The 19,993-nt window shown below is 71.8% G+C and carries 19 protein-coding genes; 14 read left to right on the top strand and 5 right to left on the bottom strand.

Annotated elements, in window-relative coordinates; genetic code table 11:
• The first annotated feature begins 13 nt into the window (after positions 1-13).
• The 11 genes from ACRYCC_RS37300 to ACRYCC_RS37250 are packed head-to-tail and all read left to right on the top strand — an operon-like array spanning position 14 to position 12,044.
• Positions 14-772 carry a hypothetical protein gene (locus ACRYCC_RS37300; protein ID WP_433818777.1) on the top strand — a complete coding sequence of 253 codons (759 nt, stop codon included), beginning with the start codon at positions 14-16 and terminating at the stop codon, positions 770-772.
• Positions 769-1,764: an alpha/beta hydrolase gene (locus tag ACRYCC_RS37295; RefSeq protein ID WP_433818776.1), complete on the top strand. Its 996-nt coding sequence runs from the start codon at positions 769-771 to the stop codon at positions 1,762-1,764. Before ACRYCC_RS37300 ends, ACRYCC_RS37295 begins: the two co-directional genes overlap by 4 nt.
• Entirely contained in the window at positions 1,761-2,030 is a 270-nt protein-coding gene (locus ACRYCC_RS37290; RefSeq protein ID WP_433818775.1) for an acyl carrier protein, read from the top strand. The genes ACRYCC_RS37295 and ACRYCC_RS37290 overlap by 4 nt, the downstream gene beginning before the upstream one ends.
• Entirely contained in the window at positions 2,017-3,657 is a 1,641-nt protein-coding gene (locus ACRYCC_RS37285; protein WP_433818774.1) for an AMP-binding protein, read from the top strand. Before ACRYCC_RS37290 ends, ACRYCC_RS37285 begins: the two co-directional genes overlap by 14 nt.
• A complete protein-coding gene (locus ACRYCC_RS37280; RefSeq protein WP_433818773.1) occupies positions 3,654-4,883 on the top strand; it encodes an aspartate aminotransferase family protein in 1,230 nt (409 codons plus the stop codon). The genes ACRYCC_RS37285 and ACRYCC_RS37280 overlap by 4 nt, the downstream gene beginning before the upstream one ends.
• Before the next feature lie 13 nt (positions 4,884-4,896).
• Positions 4,897-6,312 carry an MFS transporter gene (locus ACRYCC_RS37275; protein ID WP_433818772.1) on the top strand — a complete coding sequence of 472 codons (1,416 nt, stop codon included), beginning with the start codon at positions 4,897-4,899 and terminating at the stop codon, positions 6,310-6,312.
• Positions 6,313-6,323: 11 nt separating this feature from the next.
• Entirely contained in the window at positions 6,324-7,322 is a 999-nt protein-coding gene (locus ACRYCC_RS37270; protein WP_433818771.1) for an acyl-CoA desaturase, read from the top strand.
• A gap of 5 nt (positions 7,323-7,327) precedes the next feature.
• The gene (locus tag ACRYCC_RS37265) at positions 7,328-8,959 is read left to right on the top strand and encodes an AMP-binding protein (RefSeq protein ID WP_433818770.1); all 1,632 of its coding nucleotides are present in this window, start codon (positions 7,328-7,330) and stop codon (positions 8,957-8,959) included.
• A 13-nt stretch (positions 8,960-8,972) separates the two neighbouring features.
• Positions 8,973-9,860, top strand: a complete 888-nt coding sequence (locus tag ACRYCC_RS37260) for a class I SAM-dependent methyltransferase (RefSeq protein WP_433818769.1) — start codon at positions 8,973-8,975, stop codon at positions 9,858-9,860.
• A 31-nt stretch (positions 9,861-9,891) separates the two neighbouring features.
• On the top strand, positions 9,892-10,692 hold the full coding sequence (locus ACRYCC_RS37255) for a DUF3050 domain-containing protein (RefSeq protein WP_433818768.1): 801 nt from the start codon (positions 9,892-9,894) through the stop codon (positions 10,690-10,692).
• Positions 10,689-12,044: a condensation domain-containing protein gene (locus tag ACRYCC_RS37250; protein WP_433818767.1), complete on the top strand. Its 1,356-nt coding sequence runs from the start codon at positions 10,689-10,691 to the stop codon at positions 12,042-12,044. Before ACRYCC_RS37255 ends, ACRYCC_RS37250 begins: the two co-directional genes overlap by 4 nt.
• On the opposite strand, the gene ACRYCC_RS37245 is transcribed toward ACRYCC_RS37250, so the two are convergent.
• The 4 genes from ACRYCC_RS37245 to ACRYCC_RS37230 form a co-directional block, all read right to left on the bottom strand.
• Positions 12,005-12,889: a spherulation-specific family 4 protein gene (locus ACRYCC_RS37245; protein WP_433818766.1), complete on the bottom strand. Its 885-nt coding sequence runs from the start codon at positions 12,887-12,889 to the stop codon at positions 12,005-12,007. The two genes, ACRYCC_RS37250 and ACRYCC_RS37245, sit on opposite strands and share 40 nt — an antisense overlap.
• A gap of 157 nt (positions 12,890-13,046) precedes the next feature.
• Positions 13,047-14,366, bottom strand: a complete 1,320-nt coding sequence (locus ACRYCC_RS37240) for an acyltransferase family protein (protein ID WP_433818765.1) — start codon at positions 14,364-14,366, stop codon at positions 13,047-13,049.
• 9 nt (positions 14,367-14,375) lie between these two features.
• On the bottom strand, positions 14,376-15,575 hold the full coding sequence (locus ACRYCC_RS37235) for a cytochrome P450 (protein WP_433818764.1): 1,200 nt from the start codon (positions 15,573-15,575) through the stop codon (positions 14,376-14,378).
• 178 nt (positions 15,576-15,753) lie between these two features.
• Complete coding sequence (locus ACRYCC_RS37230; RefSeq protein ID WP_433818763.1) at positions 15,754-16,359, bottom strand: TetR/AcrR family transcriptional regulator; 606 nt, start codon at positions 16,357-16,359, stop codon at positions 15,754-15,756.
• Between the two features lie 114 nt (positions 16,360-16,473).
• Here ACRYCC_RS37230 and ACRYCC_RS37225 point away from each other — a divergent pair, with 114 nt between their 5' ends.
• A complete protein-coding gene (locus tag ACRYCC_RS37225) occupies positions 16,474-17,178 on the top strand; it encodes a crotonase/enoyl-CoA hydratase family protein (protein WP_433818762.1) in 705 nt (234 codons plus the stop codon).
• A gap of 72 nt (positions 17,179-17,250) precedes the next feature.
• Here the strand turns inward: ACRYCC_RS37225 and ACRYCC_RS37220 are convergent, their stop codons facing one another.
• On the bottom strand, positions 17,251-17,754 hold the full coding sequence (locus tag ACRYCC_RS37220) for an NUDIX hydrolase (protein ID WP_433818761.1): 504 nt from the start codon (positions 17,752-17,754) through the stop codon (positions 17,251-17,253).
• A 261-nt stretch (positions 17,755-18,015) separates the two neighbouring features.
• On the opposite strand from ACRYCC_RS37220, the gene ACRYCC_RS37215 reads away from it, so the two are divergent.
• Together ACRYCC_RS37215 and ACRYCC_RS37210 are read left to right on the top strand one after the other, a co-directional pair.
• Complete coding sequence (locus tag ACRYCC_RS37215; RefSeq protein WP_433818760.1) at positions 18,016-18,381, top strand: effector-associated domain 2-containing protein; 366 nt, start codon at positions 18,016-18,018, stop codon at positions 18,379-18,381.
• A 100-nt stretch (positions 18,382-18,481) separates the two neighbouring features.
• Complete coding sequence (locus ACRYCC_RS37210; protein ID WP_433818759.1) at positions 18,482-19,984, top strand: VMAP-C domain-containing protein; 1,503 nt, start codon at positions 18,482-18,484, stop codon at positions 19,982-19,984.
• Positions 19,985-19,993 lie beyond the last annotated feature (9 nt).

Here is a 19,993-nt window from a genome sequence, read left to right as displayed (position 1 = left end):
ACATCATCTGGGCGTGCTGAGTTCGGCCGAGTGCCTGGTCTTCTATGGGATCACGGGGCGGGGCACATTGCAGCAGGGGGAGCTCTTCCGTTTCATGGAGGGGACCGGCCCGCAATGGTGGCTCCCGGTGTCGGGAATGACCCGCGAGCAGTTCTGGACCACGAAGAAGCACGCGCTCGTCGCACGGAGCACCACGGTGCGAAGCCTCGAGGCGGGATGCCGGCCCAGCGACAAGGTGACCGTCGAGCACGAGATCACCCACGGCCGCAGGGAACGGCCGGGACGCGATCCCGAGTACGGATTCGTCGACGCCCTGCGGGTGCGGAGGGACAGGGACGGAGCCGTCATCGCCGATCTGACCTCGCACAGCCTGTGGATCGACTTCGGTGGCGGGGCGCCCAGGGTCGCCACCGCGCCGCCGGACGGCCTCGACTGCCCGCTGGAGGAGCTGCCGCCGGTCGATCCGCCGCCGGTGCCGGGCGAGCCGGTGGCGAGCATGCGGTTCCGGTGGACCGCCCGGGAGTGCGACGTGACCAACGACCATGTGTCCTTCCCGCGGTACGCGGAGCGGGCCGAGAACGCGCTGGCCGACGCCGGCATCGCGCTGCCGGATCGGCCGGTCTGGCAGGGCTGGTACCGGTACGAGTTCGTCGGCGACGACCGGACGACGGTGGTGACCAGCCGTGACGGTGACTCGATCGTCTTCGGATTCATCCGGGACGAGGAGCGCCGGCCGCGGGTCCTGCTCCGGCTGACCGACGCCGCCTCGTGATCGGGCACGAGGCGATGCGCGCGGGCAGGGTGCCGCTCGATCCGACGATCAAGGCGATCCTGACCCTGGGCGCCCGGCGCGGCCCCGGCCAGCCCGGCCAGCCCGGCCCGGAGCAGGCCCGGGCGGCCTTCCGGGCCCTCACCGTCGCCGCGCGGTCACCGGTCTCGGTGGCACCCGTGCGCGGCACCGGGAACCTGCTGATCGACCTCGACGGGGCGAAGCTGCCGGTGCGCGTCTACCGGCCGGACCGCGACCTGCCCGCGCCGACGATCGTGTTCTTCCACGGCGGCGGCTTCGTCATCGGTGACCTCGACACCCACGACAACCACTGCCGGTGGCTGTGCCGGGAGACGGGGGCCGTGGTGGTCAGCGTCGGCTACCGGCGGGCGCCGGAGTGGCCGTTCCCGGCGCCCGTGCACGACTGTGTCGCGGCCGTCCGATGGGCCGCCGCCGAGGTGGGCGTGCTCGGCGGCCTGCCCGGCCGGATCGCGGTCGCAGGCGACAGCGCCGGCGGCAACCTGGCCGCCGTCGTGGCGCAGGTCTGCCGTGACGAGGGGGGACCGCCCCTCTGCGCCCAGCTGCTGGTGTACCCGGTGATCGATCTGACCGCGGACGGCGACTATCCCTCCCGGCACCGGTACGCCGAGGGGTACCTGCTGACCGCCGACGCCATGCGCTGGTTCGGGAGGTGCTACCTCGAGACGGAGGCCGACGCGGTCTCGCCGCTGGCCTCCCCGCTGCTCGGCGACCTCGCCGGGCTTCCCCCGGCGGTGGTGGTCACCGTCGAGTACGACCCGCTGCGCGACGAGGGAGAGACCTACGCGGCGGCCCTGGCCGCGGCCGGAGTGCCGGTGGTGGCGCACCGGTTCGACGGCCTGATCCACGGCTCGTTCGAACTGCCGATGCTCCCGCCCTCGTGCGTGGACGCGATGCGTACCGCCTTCGGTTCGTTCCGGGAGCTGCTCGCCCACGGCCCTGGAGACCCGCGATGAAGCTCTTCCGCGAACGTGACGTGCGCCGGCGGGTGACGGCGCTGCTGGGCCAGGTCCGGCCCGAGATCGCCGCCATGACGCTGCGGGGGGACCTGCGGCTCCAGGACGACCTCGGGATGGACTCGCTGTCCATAGTCGCGCTGGCCGTCCGGCTGCACGAGGACCTCGGCGTCGACCTCGCGGCCATCGCGGAGCACGGCCCGTCCATCCAGACGATCGATGACCTCGTCGCCGTAATGGAGAGCCTGACCCATGGCAAGAACTGAGAGCGGAGCCGGCACCGGCTGCCGGGAACTGGCGGATCTGGTCCCCCGGCTCGCGGAGCTGACCGGCGGTGCCATCCACCACCTCGACGGGACCGAGCTCGTACGCCGCCCCTATCCCGCCCTGCACGCCGACGTCCGGCGGGTCCAGGACCGGCTGGCGGCGGCGCAGGTGCGGGAGGGCACCAGGGTCGGCCTCTGGGGCGCCAACTCCTACACCTGGGTGGTGCACGAGCTGGCGCTGCTCGGCCTGGGCTGTGTCACCGTGACCCTGCCTGTGGCGGAGTTCGCGGGACTGCCGCCGGCCGAGCTGGCCGAGCGCTACGAGCTGGAGCTCCTGCTGGCCGACGACGACCTGTGCGCCGGGCCGGACGGCGCGATCCCCGACTGGGCGGCGCCACTGGCCCTGACCTGGGACGACGACCACAAGATCCAGCTTCGCCCGCGACCGCCGGCACTGGATCCCGACGTGTTCTCGATCGTGTTCTCCTCCGGCACCACCGGAGCGGTCAAGGCCATCCAGATCAGCCGGGTGGCCACCGAGGACTGCCTGGCGGAGTTCGACAACCACTACGCCTTCCGTCCCGACGACGCGATACTCGTCGGCCTGCCGCTGTCGACGTTCCAGCAGCGGATCATGCTCTACTCCGCGATCTGGTACGGGTTCGACGCGATCGTGGTCGAGCCGTCCCCGCTGATGTTCGCGGTGATGAAGCAGGCCAAGCCGACGATCATGGGTGGGCCGCCGGCCTTCTACGAGATCCTGGAGAACCGCTTCAGCAGCCGGCCGGCGCCGCTCAAGGCCCTGCTCCGCGGGTTGTCGCGGGTGATCCGCACGCTGCTGCCCGGCCGGGCGCGGCACGCCGCGCTGCGCCGGGTGTTCGGCCAGGCGCACGAGGCCTACGGCGGGCGCATGCGGCTCATGCTCAGCGGATCGGCGCCCCTGCGCAGGTCCACGGCGGAGGTCTTCGCGATGGCCGGGCTCCCGCTGTTCCAGCTCTACGGGCTCACCGAGTCCGGCTTCATCGCCTGGAACCGGCCGGACGCCAACCGGATCGGCTCGGTCGGCAGGCCGGTGTTCGCCGGCTCCGTGCGGATAGCCGGCGACGGCGAGATCCTGGTGCGCTGGCCGCGCCCGCAGAGCCCCGGCTACCTGGGCGAACCGGCCGACGTCGAGTCGGCCACCTACCGGGCGGACGGCTGGATCGCCACCGGTGACCTCGGCCGGTTCGACGACGACGGCTTCCTGTACGTCATCGGCCGCAAGAAGGACATCATCATCACCAGGGCCGGCTACAAGATCGCTCCGTCGCCGCTGGAGCAGCGGATCCTCGCCGACCCGGGGGTCGCCCAGGCCGTCCTCGTGGGCGGGGGCGACCTCGACTACGTCGGCGTGGTGGTCGCGCTGCGCGGGCATGCCGACGACGACGCCGCCGAGCGGATCCGCAAGCGCATCGAGCAGATCAACGCCGGGCTTCCGTCCGCGTCGCGCATCATGCGGACGCTGTTCACCAGGGAAGAGTTCACCAGGGAGAACGGGCTCATGACGACCACACTCAAGATCAATCGAATCGCGGTGGCCCAGCGCTACCGCGGTGCCCTGGACAGCGGCGAGCTCTGGTTCCGATGAGCGGCCCACGTGGTTCGGTCTTCCGGACGATGCGGCGGCACCTGCCCCCGGCGCTCGCGATCGCGTACCAGCTGGCGGGCCAGGGCGCGCACGAGGTGGCGGCCGCGGGCGCGACCGTACGGCTGTCCGACGGCCGGGAGGTCGTGGACTTCGGCTCGTACGGCGTCACCCTGCTCGGGCACGGCTGCCCGCAGGTCGTCGAGGCGGTGACGGGCCTGCTGGGGACGATGCCCACGGCGACCCGGGCCCTGGCCAACCCGGTGGTGATCGAGTTCGCCCGGAGCCTCCAGGAGCGGTGCGGGCCGGAGCTGTCGCGGGTGTGGCTGGGCAGCGACGGCGCCGACGCCGTCGAGGTGGCCGTCAAGCTGGCCAGGCGGACGACCGGACGGACCCGGGTGCTGGCCGTGGAGGGCGCCTTCCACGGCAAGACGCTCGGGGCGCTCGCGCTGACGCACGCCCCGGTGTTCCACTCCGGGCTGGAGCCGCTGCTCGTCCACGTCACGCACCTCCCGCCTTCCGATCCGGACGCCGTCGCGCGGGAGACCGCCGCGGGAGACGTCGCCGCGCTGATCGTCGAGCCGATCCGCGGCGAGGGGGGCGTGTGGCCGCTGGATCCCGGGATCGCCGCCCGCTGGGCGGCCGACGCCCGGTCCGCCGGCGCCTTCGTCATCAGCGACGAGATCCAGGTGGGCCTGCGCCGCTGCGGTGACTTCTCCGTCGCGCGGGCCCAGGGATGGGAACCCGACGCCGTGCTGTTCGGCAAGGCCCTGGGCGGCGGCGTCGTCCCGCTGTCGGCGATGGTCGCCACCTCCGAGCTCTACGAGCCGCTGATCGAGAACGCCGCATGGCACACCTCGACCTTCGGCGGGCATCCGCTGGCGTGCGCCGCCGGTGCGGCGGCGCTCACCGCCATCGACGACTTCGCCGAGCGGGGCCGCCAGGTGAGCGCGGAGATCGAGGCGGGGCTGCGCGCGCTCGGCGACACCCACCGGGACCTGGTGACCGACGTCCGCGGGACGGGCCTGCTGTGGGGCATCGAGCTCCGTCCTCCCGCGGCCGAGACGGTCCTGGCCGAGCTGGCGGCCCACGGCCTGCTCGTCTCGCCCTGCCTCAGCTCGCCGCACACCATCCGGTTGCTGCCGCCCATGGTGGCGACCGGAGCGGAGATCGAGCGGGCGCTCGAAGCCCTGGACAAGGCGTTCACGGCGTCCGGCCAGACCCACTAAAGGAGGTGCGCCCGTGACCACGAACAGTGTCACCGGGACAGGCCCCGGCGGGGCCGTGGTGCCGCTGCTCGCCACGGGGGCGGCGTTTCTGGCGATGTTCGACGCGACGGTCGTCAACCTGGCCGTCCCCGACCTGGGCACGGACCACCCGTCCGCCTCCGTGGCCGACCTGACCTGGATCATCACGCTGTACGTGGTGCTGCTGGCGGCCCTGCTGGCCCCGGCCGGGCGGCTCGCCGACGTGGTGGGCTGCCGCGCGCTGTACCTGGCCGGCACCGGGCTGTTCACGGTGTCCTCACTGATCTGCGCGGTCTCGCCGAACCTCCCGTTGCTGTTCCTCGGCCGCGGCCTGCAGGGCGCCGGCGCGGCGGCGATGGTGCCGGCCTCGCTGGCGCTCCTGCTGCGCCACACCGCCCCCGAACGGCAGGCCCGCGCCATCGGGCTCTGGGGCGCGGCGAGCGCGGTGGCGGCAGCGGTCGGCCCCAGCGGTGGCGGGCTGCTCGTCGACGCCCTGCACTGGCGCTCGCTGTTCTACATCAACGTGCCGCTCGGGCTGGCACTGCTCGCGGGCGTCCTGACGGTCCCCCGCACCAGCGCGGCCGGCGGCCGCTGGCCGGACCTGCTCGGCACGGCCCTGCTGGGCGCGGGGGTCGGGGGGATGGTGCTCGGCCTGACCCAGGGGCAGGACTGGGGCTGGAGCGACGCCCGTACCATCGGCGCGGTCGCCGGTGGCGCGGCGGCACTCGGGCTGGCCCTGTACCGGTCCACCCGGCACCCCGTGCCGGCCGTCGAGACCTCACTGTGGCGCAGCCGCAGGTTCGCGATCGCCAACGTGGCGTCCTTCCTGTACGGCGCGGCCCTGCTCCCGTGGCTGCTGGTCGGAATCCTGTTCCTCACCCAGGTCTGGCACTACTCCGAGCTCGAAGCCGGGCTGGCCCAGAGCCCCGGCGCCGTCACGGCGGCGCTCACCGCCCTGCTGTCGTCCCGGGTGATCGCCCGGTACGGCCCGCAGGCGGCGGTCGCCGGCGGGGCGCTGATCATGGCCATCACGGTGGTGTGGATCCACCTCGGCCTCACCACCGAGCCGCGGTTCCTCACCTTCTGGTTGCCGACCGGGCTGTTCGTCGGCATCGGGATGGGCGCGCTGGCCACCGGGGTGGCGAGCGCGGCCGCCCTGGCGGTGGACCCGCTGCGGTTCGCCGGGGCGATCGGGCTCAACACCTCCGCCCGGCAGGTCGGCGGCGCGCTCGGCGTCGCCGCGCTGGCCGCGATCCTGCCCAGACACGCGGTCGCGGCACTCGGCGATTTCCTGCACGTCTATCTGTTCTGCGGAGCCGTCTCGGTGCTGGCGGTCGCCGCCGGGCTCGGGCTCTCCGTGCGCAGGCCGCTCATCATCCCGACGACGGCCGGGTCCCCCAACCTGAACTGAGGAGGTACGCCGTGGACGGAAGGGAACATCGACTGTTCATCCTGGTCGTCTCCATCACGCCCTTGCTCGGTGTGCTGGCGGCGATGGCCCTGTTGTGGAACCACGCCTTCGGGCTGAGCGACCTGGTCTGCCTGGTGGTGATGTACTCCATCGCCGGGATCGGCATCAGCACCGGATTCCACCGGCTCCTGGCGCACCGGGCGTTCAAGACCCACCGGCCGATCCACGACGCCCTCGCCGTGGCCGGGACCATCGCCGGGCAGGGGCCCGCCATCATCTGGGCCGCGCACCACCGGCGCCACCACCGGGTCGCCGACCGGGACGGCGACCCGCACAGCCCCTACTTCCACGGCGAGCGGGGACGGATGGCCGTGCTCAAGGGGCTGTGGCACGCCCACCTGGGCTGGCTGCTCGACGAGAGCCTGACGTCGGACCCGGTCCGGTACTGCCCGGACCTGGTACGCGACCGTCATCTGCGCTGGATCAGCGGTCACTTCATCGGCATCGTCCTGCTCGGCCTGCTGGCACCGGCCGTGCTCGGCTTCGCGCTCAGCGGCGGCCGGCCGATGGGCGCCCTGACCGGCTTCCTGTGGGGCGGGCTGGTGCGGCTGTTCCTGCTCAGCCATCTCACCTATGCCGTCAACTCCATCGGGCACTTCCACGGCAGGCGGCGGTTCAGCACGGCGGACGAGTCCCGCAACATCGGCTGGCTGGCGATCCCCTCCTTCGGCGACTCCTGGCACAACAACCACCACGCCTTCCCGCGCGCGGCCAACCACGGGATGCGGTGGTACGAGGCGGACCTGAGCGCGCTGTTCATCAGGGCGCTGGCCCGGACCGGGCTCGCCTGGGACGTCGTGCGGATAGAGCGGGACCGCCAGGAGGCCCGGGCGGCGGGCCTGGCCCGCGCGGGAGGAGGCCGCCACGCGCCCTCCAGGCCGCCGGTGCCGCTCGCCGAACGCCCGCGGAGGGCCGAGAAGACCACCGTCGACGCCGGCGACATCGAGTAGGAGAAATGGACTCGCTCTGGGAATCGCTGCTCACCGCCCGACGCGGCCAGTTCCACTGCTGGACCGGTGCACGGTTCACCAGCGTCGGCTGGGACGAGGTGGTCGCCGACGCACGCCGGATGGCCACCGGTCTGCGCGCGATCGGGGTGCGCCCCGGCGTCCGGGTGGCCACCATCCTCACCAACACCCCGCTCGCGGTGCGCGGCACGCTCGCGACCTGGCTGGCGGGTGGCGCGGTCGCCTCCCTGCCCGTCCCGGCGCGGGGCATGAGCGCCGAGGAGTACGTCGAGCAGATCGTCGGCATCTGCCGGCGGGTCGGCTCGCCGGTCCTGCTCACCGACGGCGCCCTGCTGGGCGCGTTCCCCGACCGGGTGCACGCGGAGACCGGCCTCACGGCGTGGGAGTCCGTCCGCAGCGGGCCGGCGCTGGAGGCGGAGCCCCCCGGCGACGACGAACTGGCGTTCATCCAGTACTCCTCCGGCAGCACCGGTAGCCCGAAGGGGTGCATGCTCACGCCACGGGCGATCGCCGCGCAGCTCGCGCTGATCCTCGACATGAGCGACTCCGACCCGGACCGGGAGAAGGTCGTCTCGTGGCTGCCGCTCTCCCACGACATGGGGATGTTCGGCTGCCTGATGTACCCCTGGGCCTACGACATGCCGCTCGTGCTGTCCACGCCGGAGCGGTTCATGCTCGGCGGCCGGAGCTGGTTCGGCGATCTCGCGGACTTCGGCGGGACCATGACGGCGGGGACGAACACGGCGGTGTACCTCGCCGCGCGGGCCCAGCGCGGCCGGCGCCTCAACCGGCGGCTGGCGCTGCGGACCGGGATCATCGGCGCGGAACGGGTGGAGCGCAGCACCCTGCTCGCCGCCGTCGAGGCCTTCCGCGACAGCGGCCTGTCCCTGGACGTCTTCATGCCCGCGTACGGAATGGCCGAGGCGACACTGGCCGTGGCCGCGACCGCACCCGAGGCGGAGCCGCGGTTCCTCGCCGTGGACGGCGTCGAACTCGCCGACGGCCGCATCGTGCCGGTCGAACCCGGCGGTCCGGCCGCCACCTGGCTGACCGGTTGCGGCCCGCCGTGCCGGGGCGTCGACGTCGTGGAGACCGAGCCCGGGACCGTGAGCGAGCTGGTGGTCCGGTCGCCCAGCCTGGCCATGGGCTACCACGGCGACCCCGAACGCACCCGCAGCCGTTTCACGGCGGACGGCTTCCGTACCGGCGACCTGGGCTTCCACCGGGACGGGGAGCTGTACGTGGTCGGCCGGCGCGACGACGTGATCTCCGTCGGCGGCCGCAACGTCAACACCCGGGAGATCGAGCTGGCGGTCGACGCCCTCGAGCCCGTCCACCGCGGCTGTACGGCGATCATCGACGTCGGCGGGGGCCCGAAGGGCCGCCTGGTGCTCGTCGCGGAGCTCCGCAAACGCGACGCGGACCACGGTGTCATCGCCGACGCCGCGGCCCGGATCGCCATGGCGAAGGCGGGCATCGCGCTGGACGAATGCGTGTTCCTGTCCCGCGGATCACTTCCGAAGACGCCCAGCGGCAAGATCCAGCGCTACCGCGCCCGGCAGCTGCTGCTCGCCGAAGACCTACCCACGATCGCCACCGTCCGGCTGGAGCCCACATGAACGGGAGACCACGATGAGCCCATTGTCCGGGACCACGCCCCAGGAGACCTACAGGGGCGCGTCGCGCGACGCGATCCGGCACCACTACGACCTGGGCAACGAGTTCTACGAACTGTGGCTGGACCCCAGCCGCACCTATTCCTGCGCCCTCTGGGAAGGGCCGGACGACGACCTCTTCAGCGCGCAGCAGCGCAAGCTGAACTACCTCGCCACGGGCGCCCGCGCCACCGGCGCACGACGCGTGCTCGACATCGGCTGCGGCTGGGGGAGCATGCTGCGGCACCTGGTCGAGGAACAGCGCGTGCAGCAGGTCGTCGGTCTCACGCTCAGCTCCGCCCAGCTGGAGTCCATGAGCGCCTGGGCCGACGAGCGCTACGACATCCGCGTCCAGAACTGGGCGGACCACGAGGACACGCGCTACGACGCGATCGTCTCCCTCGGTGCGTTCGAGCACTTCGCCCAGCACGGTATGAACCGCGAGGAACGGCTGGAGGCATACCGGGCCTTCTTCACCCGCTGCCACGACTGGCTGCCGAGCGGCGGCCGGCTGGCGCTGCAGACCAACATCGCCGGCCGGGCGCGGCCCCTGGACCGGCAGACCGTCCAGGAAATGATGTTCGTCATCGAGCGCATCTTCCCCGAGTCGGTGATGCCGCCGCTGAGCGACGTCATCCAGGGCAGCGAGAACACCTTCGACGTCGTTTCCGTGCGAAACGACCCGGACCACTACGTACGCACCTGCCGGACGTGGGGGGAGACCCTTCTGGCCCGCAGGGCAGAGGCCGAAAAGGTCGTCGGCCCGGAGGTCGTCGCCGACTACCTCCATTACCTGTCATCTTCGGCGCGCCAGTTCGAGCGCCGCAATCTGGGCCTGGCCCGGATCATCTTCGAGCGCGTCTAGGGGTGCGCTCCACGGGGCAAGGAGTGCGGAAATGCAGTCTCGGTATCACTTCGACAGCTCGCATCCAGGGCTGATCGGCCTCCAGGAGGCCATCGCGCCGCTGCGCGACAAGGTGGTGGGACACTCCATCTACAACAACCTGTTCAAGCCGGACGACGTCGCCACCTTCATGGAGAGCCACGTCTTCGCGGTCTGGGACTTCATGTCCCTGCTCAAGAACCTCCAGCGCGAGCTGACCTGCGTCCAGGTGCCGTGGGTCCCCTCCGGGCCGCGAGCCAGCCGCCGTCTCATCAACGAGATCGTGCTCGTCGAGGAGAGCGACGAGTTCGAGGGCGGCTACATCAGCCACTTCGAGCTCTACCTGATGGGCATGGCCGAGGCCGGAGCGGACACCACCGCGATCACGGCGTTCGTCGAGGAACTGCGCACGGGCGGCGACCTCTGGGAGTCCCTGGAGAACGCCCCGGTGCCCCGGCCGGCCGCCGACTTCGTCAGCGGCACGTGGCACATCATCTCCGCGTCGCCGATCCACTGCCAGGCCGCCGCCTTCGCCTTCGGGCGGGAGGATCTCATCCCCGAGATGTTCGAGCACATCGTGGGCATCGACGACCCCGGCGGCCGGCTCGGGTACTTCAAGGACTACCTGGCCCGCCACATCGAGGTGGACGCCGACGAGCACACGCCGATGGCCATGCAGATGCTCATCGACCTGTGCGGCGACGACGCCACCAAGTGGGGCGAGTGCGCCGACACGGTGCGGTCCGCGCTGAGGGCACGGCTCGCGCTGTGGGACGGCATCCTGGACGCCGTGCAGGTGAAGGCCGGCCTGTGATCCTCGGGACGCCGATCCCGCTGGCGCAGCGGAAGGTGACGGATCCGACGGTCATCACGGACGCCACCATCGTCATGGAGGGGCCGCACGACCTCGGCCACCTGGAGGCGGCCGCGCACGCCGTCTGCCGGGCGCACGAGGCCCTGCGCACCACCGTCGACCTGGACCTGGATCGGCAACTGGTCCATGAGTTCTCGCCGGGGGCGGTGGGCCTGCGGCGGCACACCGCCGCCCCGGGGCGGCTGATGGCGACCGTGGACGAGCGGGCGAAGCGCCCGCTGGACCCGGCGGCGCTGCCGGTGTTCCGCGTCGAGGTGGTCGTGGAGTCGCCACGGCTGCTCGCCGTCCACCTGGCCGCGCCGCACGCGGTGGCCGACTTCACCTCCATGGAGATCGTGGTACGGCACTTCGTGACGTGCTATCGGGACCTCACGGCGGGGGAGGAGGCACGACCGCCCGAGGTCCGGCGGCAGTTCGGCGACTACCGGCGCCGGCGCGAGGCCGTCCTCGGGGACGAGCGCACCTGGCTGCCGGGCGGCATCGGCGCACGGGCGGCCGACTTCTGGTCGGCGAGGCTGGCGGGCGCCGAGCCGCCCGCGTTCGGCCGGGTCCCCCCGGGTGGGGTCCAGGGCGACCGGATGGCCTTCCTGCGGGACCGATTCGACCGCGATCTGCTCCGGCGGCTGGAGAAGGTCTGCGGCGGGGCGCGCTGTTCGCTGTTCCACGCGGCGATCGCGGCCTTCGAGGAGACGGTCGCCCGGCTGACCGGGAACGACGACGTGACCACGATGTGCATCGTCCACGGCAGAGGACAGCCGGAGTTCCAGGACACGGTCGGGATGCTTACCGAGGAGATCGCCTTCCGTCACCGGGTGCGGGCGCCCAGCCGGAGCGCGCATCTGTCGGCGCTCGCCGTGGACGCGTTCGCCACCTACGTGCATCAGAACGTCCCGCTGTCGGCGGTCGCCGACCGGTCCCCGGAGGTGGCCCGGCTGTACCGGCGACTCCATTTCCGCGGCATGTTCCTGCAGTACCGTCCCCAGCGGTTCGGTGCCGGCCTGGAGTCGGCGGTGGACGGCGTCACCCTCGATTTCCCGCAGGACACCCGGTCGATGCTGGCTTCCGTCATGCCCGGGATCGCGCTGTTCAACGTCGATCACGCCGGCGACGACCTCGAGGTGGAGCTGATCTTCGACCGGAGGCGCTGGCCGGCCGCGGAGATGGCGCGGCTGCACGGCGGCTTCCTGTCCTGCCTGGCGTCGTACGCGCTGGCGCCGCACGAACCCGTACGGATCCAGAGCGGTATGGACGGTCAGCCGGCGGACAGCGCCGCCAGCAGCGAGTCGAAGTAGGACGACAGGCCCTCCCAGGGGTTGGCTCCGTCCCGGTCGGTCACGTAGATCCAGCCGAAGGCCCCGCCGAGCCGGGAGAGCTGGTCGCCGCTCAGCGGCTGGACGCCCTCCTCGCCGGCCGCGACGCCGTAGGACAGCAGCGCGGTCCTGTCGCGCAGAGCGGGCTTGCCCATCCACCACCAGCTCTGCTGCCCGGCGACGTCGGGCACCCCTCTGCCCTCGCGCGTCACCATGATGTCCACGGCGTTGCGGTCGAGGTAGGTCTGGGAGCTCGCCACTCCGGGATTGCCGATGACGTCCCAGAGACCGAGCCTGTGGGCGTAGCCGGTCAGTCCGCGGTAGACGTCGGCGTTCTGCTCGATCTGGGCTTGCGACAATTCAGGCGAATTCGGATTGCCGTGGTCGTAATTGTCGGCCATCTGGTCGAGGAAGATCCCGGTGACCGGATAGGAGCGTTTCCAGGTGCTGATCTCCGCACGCACCTCGCTCAGCGGGCGCAGCAGATAGCGGGTGTCGACATAGCCGCTGACCTCTATCCCCGAGCAGACGAGATCGGCGATCCGCCGGCGGACGACGGCGTCGTCGCCGGTCCCGGGGCCCCCGGGATGGGCGAGGTTCACCACCGCGATCACCGGTACGCCCGGGTGGGCGTCATGGGCCGCGCGCAGGGCCGACCAGTTCGTGTCGGGGTAGGTGTAGAGCGGGACGATCGTGCCGGTGGTCGCGCCGCTCTGTGCCCTGCACGGCCCCGTCTGAGTGCTCGCGTGAGCGGCCGGAGTGCCGGTGATCATTGGTGCGAGGGCGAAGGCAACGGCGAGAAGAACCCGATGGACGAACAATCCCACTCCTTTGATCGTATCGCGGAGATTCTGTCATAACTGAATGGGTTGGTCTGGCATTTACCGCCTCTGGAAGGGCTTGTCCGAAGGGTTGCCGTGGAGGGCTGAGGTGAAAAAGGAGTAATTCTCCTATTTCGCTCCCGCCATTTCCCGCGCCGGTGCGTCAGGCTCCGGTGGAGCTCGTGGGCTGTCCGGCCGTGCCGGAGGGCGCCTGCGGGGGAGCGGCCGGCGCGCTCGCCCGGACCGGCGACAGGCGGCGGGCGAGGCGGCGGCCGAGGCGCTGCCCGGGTGCCTCGACGAGACGGTGGGCCGTCCAGCTCACCGTCAGCAGCACCACGAGGAAGACCAGGAGGCGCGACGGGTCATCGTGGTCGGGCATGCCGAAGAACTGGTCGAAGAGCATCAGCAGTACGGAGTGCAGCAGGTAGATGGAGAAGCTCATGGTGCCGAGCGCTGTCAGCCATTTCGGTATCGCCCGGTACCGCAGCGCCCAGCCCGCCGCGAACGTCATGGCGGCCAGCACGATCGATCCCGTCCAGTAGAGCCCGAACCCCTGCGCCTGGCCGGCGGTCATGCTGGAGCTCGCGTTCCAGACGCCGGCCGCGATCGCGCCGGCCATGACCGCCGCGGCAGTGAGGGCCGCGGTGCGCCGGCTGATCTGGTGGCGCTCGGCACGGTAGAGGGCGGTGCCGGTGAACATCACGGCCAGGACGGTGAGCCCCTCCCAGGGGCCGATGCGCCCGTTCACCGCGACCAGCGTGACGGCCAGCGCCCCGCCGAGGACGCAGCCCGCGACGCGCAGGACCGGCCGGCCGGAGACGGCGGCCGCGATCGCCGCCGCGAACACGACGGCGGCGGCCACCACGACCGGCCCGGTGCCCGCCGTTCTCGACAGCAGCGTCATCGGCAGCAGGCCGCCGGCCAGCACCGCGGCCAGCGCGAGGCCCACCGCGATCGGCGCGGACCGGCGGTGCGTCCCGGTCGCGAACAGCACGGCGACCAGCAGGTAGAAGACCATCTCGTAGGAGAGGGTCCACAGCACGTTGATCGCATTGGGCACGGCGAGGACGTCCTGGAGCATCGTGAGGTGCGCGAGGACGGCGATGACGGGGGCGTACTGTTCCAGCCCGGCGCGCAGCCCCCGGACGCCGAGCAGGTACGGCAGCACGTACACCGTGCACGCCAGCAGCAGCAGCGGGTAGATCCGGAATATCCGGCTGATCCAGAAGTTGCGCACCAGGCCGTGCCGCTCCAGCGAGGCCGGCACGATGTAGCCGCTGACCAGGAAGAAGACCAGGACGCCGTACCTGCCGGGATCGAACCAGTCGACCATCTGGCCGCGCAGCCGCGGGACGTAGTAGTACGTCGCGTGGTGCAGTGCCACGACCATGGCCGCGACCCCCCGCAACAGGTCCAGCCAGGCCAGCCGGCTCGGCTCCGGCGGGGCGCCGGCAGCCGTGCAGGCCGTGGTCGGAGCGGGCATCCGCACAGACTAGGCGACCCAGGTCAGCGGAAGGGAGCTGAGCGCGTTGGTGATGATGCCCTGTCTCCACGGCAGCTCGCCGTCCGGGATCGCGAGCCGGAGACCCGGAAACCTGCGCAGGAGCGCGGCCAGGGCGACCTGGAGCTCCATGCGGGCGAGCTGGGCGCCGAGGCAGTGGTGGATGCCGTGCCCGAACGCCAGGTGGGGGTTCCTCTCCCGCCCGAGGTCGAACCGGTCCGGCTCCGGGAACACCCCGGGATCGCGGTTGGCCGCCCCGCTGATCGGTATCACGCCCTCGCCCGCACTGATCGTGGTCCCGGAGAGCTCGACCTCCTCCGTGGCGATCCGGATCAGTCCGCCACCGGAGCTGAGCGGGCTGTAGCGCAGCAGTTCCTCCACCGCCCGGGGCACGAGGGAGGGGTCCGCGCGGAGGGCCGCGAGCTGCCCGGGGTGGCGGAACAGGGTGACCACCGAGTTGGCGATCTGGTTGGTGGTGGTCTCGTGGCCGGCGATGAGGATGGTCATGGTGAGGTTCACCAGCTCCTCCTCGCTCAGCCGGTCCCCTTCGTCGCGGGCGGTGATGAGGGCGCTGAGCAGGTCGTCGGCGGGCTCCTCCCGCTTCGCCGCGACCAGCCCGGCGATGTAGGCGGTCAGCTCGGCGTACGCGCGCAGCACGCCCCCGGCGTCGAGGTCCGCGGTCGCGAAGAACTCCGACGACCAGGCGCGGAACCGTACGTGGTCCCGCGAGGGGACGCCCAGCAGCTCGCAGATCACGATGACCGGGAGCTGGACGGCCAGGTGCGACATCAGATCGGCCGGTGGCCCGGCCTCGGCCATGTCGTCGAGCAGGCCCGCGCAGATGCCCTCAGTACGCTCGCGGAGCGACTCGACCCGGCGGGCGGTGAACGCCGAGGCCACCAGGCGGCGGAGCCGGCCGTGCCCGGGATCGTCCATGCTGAGCAGCGACACCCCGCTGAGCCCGTCCAGATGCGACGATCGCGGCGCTCCCGGCCGGAGGACGGCCGCCCGGCTGAACCGCGGATCCGCGAAGACCGCCTGTACGTCGTCGTGGCGGGTGGTGATCCAGGCGACGTCGCCGGTCGGCGTGGTGACCAGGCTCACCGGCTCCTCGCGCCGCAGCCGGGCGTACGCGTCCGGGGGCTCGGGAGGGCGGCCCTGCGGGAAGGGGAAATCCGGTGGCACGGACATGAACCACTCCAGGGTCTGGGCGAAGGGTCGGCGTCCGTTCGCCGCGCTCGGTGGGTGCGTGCTCCGTCGCGGGCTGGTCTCCCACCGAGCGTAGCCAACGGGGCCCGGGCCGGGATGGCCGGAGCCGGACCGGCGAACGCCGGCGCGGGCCCGGGGCTCGCCGATGGGCCCCGCGGAGCTATGGCCGGGGGCGGCGGGTGCTCAGGCCGTCGAGCAGGGCGTGCACGCCCACCTCCCAGCGCCGGTCGACCGACTCGCGGGTGGTCCCCAGGCGTCCGGCGTTCTCGGCGGCGGCCATGCCCTGCACGAGCGAGACGAGGACATGCGCGAGGTCGGTCTCGTCGCCGTACAGGAGCCCGGCGTCGACGCAGCGGCGCACGCGCTCGACGATGAAAATCCTTACGGAGCCGCTCGCCTCGAGCTCGGACGGCCCCGGCTCGAAGTCGGAGAACGGCCGCGAGAACATCACCTCCGACAGCACGGGGTTGGCCCGGATGAAGCCTCGGTAGATCTGGGCGAGCCGTACCAGGTCGGCCCGGGGGTCGCCGGAGTCCGCCAGCGTGCCGAGCCGGCGGCGCAGCAGCCGGAACCCCTCGAAGAACACCTCGCGCACCAGGCCGCTCTTGTCGCCGAAGAGCTCGTACACCGCGGGGGTCGAGGTCTGGGCCTCCCGGGCGACGCTCCGGGCCGTGAACCCGGCCACCCCCTCCCGGGCGAGCAGCCCGACGGCGACCGACAGGACGTGGTCCCGCAGTTCCGGAGTCCGCTGCTTCGCCCTGGGCACGACTCGGACCTTATCTCGTGACGCCGCCCGCCCGTGCTTTTCGGGACATTGTTTCGTAACGATGTCCCGATATAATCGCCGGAGCACGCGTCACCACGAGACCGGGAGATGACGATGGCGGACCTGGCGACCTACGAACTCGACGGGCGGATCGCGACGATCACGATGGACGACGGGAAGGTCAACGTGTTCTCGATCCCGATGCTCCGGGCCGTGCACGCCGCGCTCGACCAGGCGGAGCGGGACCGGGCCGTCGTGGTGCTCACCGGACGGGAGAACCACTTCTCCGCGGGCTTCGACCTGAACGTCTTCGCCGGCGAGCGCGAGCAGATCGCCCGGATGCTGACGCTCGGCGCGACGCTCGCCGAACGGATCCTGTCGTTCCCCACGCCCGTGGTCGTGGCGTGCACCGGCCACGCCTACCCGGCCGGAGCGTTCCTGCTGCTGACGGCCGACCTCCGGATCGGGGCGGACGGCCCCTTCCGGATCGGCCTCAACGAGGTCAGGATCGGCATCACCGTCCCGTGGTTCGCCATTGAGCTCGCACGTCACCGCCTCGCCCCGGCGCACTTCGACCGGGCCGTCGTCAACGCCACGATGTACGGCCCGCACGAGGCGGTGCCTCCCGGCTTTCTCGACCAGGTCGTGACCGCCTCCGGGCTGCGCGAGGCGAGCCTGCGGGCGGCCGCCGAGCTCGCCGGGCTGGACCCCGCGGCCCATGCCGCCACCAAGCTCCGTGCCCGGGCGGCCGCACTGAGAGCGCTGCGGGCCGCGATCGAGACCGAGCTCACGGTCCAGGCCGCGCGGACCTCGGCCTGAGGGCGGACCCGCGACAGCGCGTTCGGACAAGCGCGGCGGCGTCCTTCGGAGCGCGAACCACCGCGTACCGCGTCAGTGGTGCCAGGGGAGCAGGACGGGCTCGGGCGGGATGCGGGCGGCCAGCAGCTCTCGCAGCAGGGGAGCCAGCCCGAACGGATAGACCTCCTCCGTCGTCACCGCCAGCTCGTCGACCGTCCACCAGCGGTGCCCGGCGATCTGCTCGCTCTCGAACGTCTCCTGCCTGCTGGTGTCGACCTCGTGAGCCACGGTGCGATGGACGAAGAAGTCGTCGCGGAACATGCCGGCGGCCCAGCCGAGGTCCGCGTACCCCTGGGTCACGGCCACCGTGGGCCCGAGATCCTCCGGCGCCACCAGCAGACCGGTCTCCTCCCACAGCTCGCGGGACGCCGCCTCGGGCAGCGTCTCCCCCTCGTCGACGCCGCCTCCGGGAGTGATCCAGCAGTGCCCGAGCTCCGGCTCACGCGGGTCGTGGAGCAGCTGGAAGAGCAGTAGCCGATCGGTGCCGTCCAGCAGCAGCACCCGCGCGGAACGGCGCCGGTACGTGTCCTCGAGCATGCACCGCAGCCTAATGCGGGCCCGCCATCAATGCCCCTGCGTGACCGTCGGGTCTCCAGCGGATCGGCGGCAGGGGAGCGGGGCAGGGTTCGGGCGGGATGGCAGAAGAGTGCCGCACTACACAGTTCCGTTGTTGAAGATGGCGTTTGCTGAGTGCTGCAGATCCCCTCCCGATCGCCGAGGGCACCATGGTTCACTATCGGTCATCGGCCCGCTTCCGCCGACTCGTGTCGCCGCCCGTTCCCGGAGGAGATGAGAGTCGTGACCGATTCATCGGCTCTGGTCCCGCCCGGTGACGACGAGCCTTCGAAGCGGGAGGCCGATGGCGCCGCGATCTTCCGCTTCGCCGACGCCCTGGCCGCTCTCCCGTCGCTGCGGGGGAGCGCGGACCGGTCGGCCTTCACCCGGTTGCTGCGACCCGAGATCGCGCACGCGGTCCGGCATGACCCGCGCACCCGCGTCTACGCGTTCAACCTCCTCATGGCCTGCCTGGACCATGAGGGCGGCCTGCCGGATCTGCTGGCGTGCCTGTGGTGGCTGGAGGGCGATTCGCTGGCCATGCGGCGCGTCGCCGAGCTGGCGCCGACGTTGCGCCGTCGCCCGCGTGGCGGAGGCGCCTATGAGTGAGCGCCGCGCGCGGCCGGCAGGGCGTTCGGAACGGACCACGGGGCCGCCGGTGATCCAGCCGGGCGGAGGGGGAGTCGGACCTGCTCAGAAGGGGAACGGCATGGACGGGACAGGGGGCAACGCCGTCGAGATCGCGGCAGCGCTGGCCGAGATTCGTGATCTCCAGGACGAGGGCGGCCGGACCATGTTCGTGCACGCCATCGGGGAGTACCTGGGCAGCCCGCTGCTGGTCACGTCGCACAACAGTCCCAAGGCCTATCTCTACAACGTCGTGGTGGCGTGCCGGGATCGGCCTGGCGGGATGGACGCGATGCTCGCGGTGGTCGACTACCTGGCGGGCGGGACCTACGCGGCCGCTTTCGTGCGGCGGCGAGTCGGCCCGGTCGCGGATCTGCTCGCCTCGGACGCCGAAATGCAGATCAAGGAGCTTCTCCAGGGCTTCACGATGCCGTCCCTGACCCGGATCTACCATGCCGCGGCCGGTGATCGCGGTATGGGCGCCCCGGGCAGGCTGGACGACGCGTGGCAGGCCTTCTCCATCCTGCTGGACGCCAACACCGGCCCGCGAGGCCTGCCGCCCCACCTGCTGTTCGTCGACCTGCTCATCCGGGTGATGGATCGCCAGGCGTCCTCGCACACACCGCGTGCCGACGCGGCCTGGTTGTCGGCGCGATTGCGCGAGTGGATGGCGGAGCAGCTGGCCGTGCTGCGCAAGTCGGGGGACGGGCGCGCGGCCGATCTGCTGGAGAGTTTCCAGGACGACACGGAGCTTCACCTGGGCGATCCCGATCTGCCGATCTATCTGATCATCCAGCTGGAGCCGCTCGACGACGTGGCCGCGGAGGAGAGGTATGTCAGGCTCTCGCACTGGCGGCAGATCCAGCCGCTGGAGTGGCGGCCCGAACCGGGTGAGGATCAGGTGCTCCGGTTCGATGAGGTCCCCGAGAGCGTGAGCCGGCTCATCCGTGAGGCCGAAGGGGGCTGGGCCTACCAGCTCGACGACTCGCTGGTCCTAGAGTTCGTGCTTCCGCTCGACCTGCTGAGCCTCGCACCGGACGAGTGGACCCGCGATCCGCCGGAAGAGCCGTATCCGACGCCGCTGGGCATGGAATACGAGGTCATCGTGCGCAGCCATGAGCGGATGTACGACCTGACGCTGCACCGGGTGTGGCGGCAGCGCTGGCGAGTGCTGCAGCAGGCGGCGCGGTGCATGGTGCAGTGGCCGGAGCTGGAGCGGCCATGGGAACCCGACCGGCTGCGCGGCCGGCTGATGGCGGAACCGAACGTCGTGGCGTACGTGCTGAGCTCGGCACCGGACCGGGAACCGGGTCGCACGGAACTGCGCATGGCCTTGCGGGCCGGGGTGCCCGTGGTGCTCTGGCATCGCGGCGAGCCCCCCGGTGCGCAACTCGCGGACGTACTGCGAGACGTAGTGGAACGCCCGGATCTCCGCGATTTGCCGGCCCAGGTCAAGCGACTGCGCGGTGCCGGACCGGCCAATGACGTGAATGGCCCGGCGGCGGTAGGCCCCCTCACCCTTCTTTACGACAACCCGGATCACTTTCTCGGCGAGCCACAGGCGCTCCGGCTGCCCCAGGGGTGATTTCGGTTT

Origin of the sequence: Actinomadura scrupuli (assembly GCF_050971785.1) — a bacterium.
GTDB lineage: Bacteria > Actinomycetota > Actinomycetes > Streptosporangiales > Streptosporangiaceae > Actinomadura_E > Actinomadura_E scrupuli.
The sequence above is the reverse complement of the archived record's forward strand: the minus strand, read 5'-3'. Positions and strand labels throughout refer to the sequence as shown.

Bases quoted from the DNA above. Each gene is read 5' to 3' on its own strand.
- ACRYCC_RS37290 (WP_433818775.1), top strand. From the start codon at position 1,761: ATGAAGCTCTTCCGCGAACGTGACGTGCGCCGGCGGGTGACGGCGCTG.
- ACRYCC_RS37285 (WP_433818774.1), top strand. From the start codon at position 2,017: ATGGCAAGAACTGAGAGCGGAGCCGGCACCGGCTGCCGGGAACTGGCG.
- ACRYCC_RS37280 (WP_433818773.1), top strand. From the start codon at position 3,654: ATGAGCGGCCCACGTGGTTCGGTCTTCCGGACGATGCGGCGGCACCTG.
- ACRYCC_RS37265 (WP_433818770.1), top strand. From the start codon at position 7,328: ATGGACTCGCTCTGGGAATCGCTGCTCACCGCCCGACGCGGCCAGTTC.
- ACRYCC_RS37260 (WP_433818769.1), top strand. From the start codon at position 8,973: ATGAGCCCATTGTCCGGGACCACGCCCCAGGAGACCTACAGGGGCGCG.
- ACRYCC_RS37255 (WP_433818768.1), top strand. From the start codon at position 9,892: ATGCAGTCTCGGTATCACTTCGACAGCTCGCATCCAGGGCTGATCGGC.
- ACRYCC_RS37240 (WP_433818765.1), bottom strand. From the start codon at position 14,366: ATGCCCGCTCCGACCACGGCCTGCACGGCTGCCGGCGCCCCGCCGGAG.
- ACRYCC_RS37235 (WP_433818764.1), bottom strand. From the start codon at position 15,575: ATGTCCGTGCCACCGGATTTCCCCTTCCCGCAGGGCCGCCCTCCCGAG.
- ACRYCC_RS37225 (WP_433818762.1), top strand. From the start codon at position 16,474: ATGGCGGACCTGGCGACCTACGAACTCGACGGGCGGATCGCGACGATC.
- ACRYCC_RS37220 (WP_433818761.1), bottom strand. From the start codon at position 17,754: ATGCTCGAGGACACGTACCGGCGCCGTTCCGCGCGGGTGCTGCTGCTG.
- ACRYCC_RS37210 (WP_433818759.1), top strand. From the start codon at position 18,482: ATGGACGGGACAGGGGGCAACGCCGTCGAGATCGCGGCAGCGCTGGCC.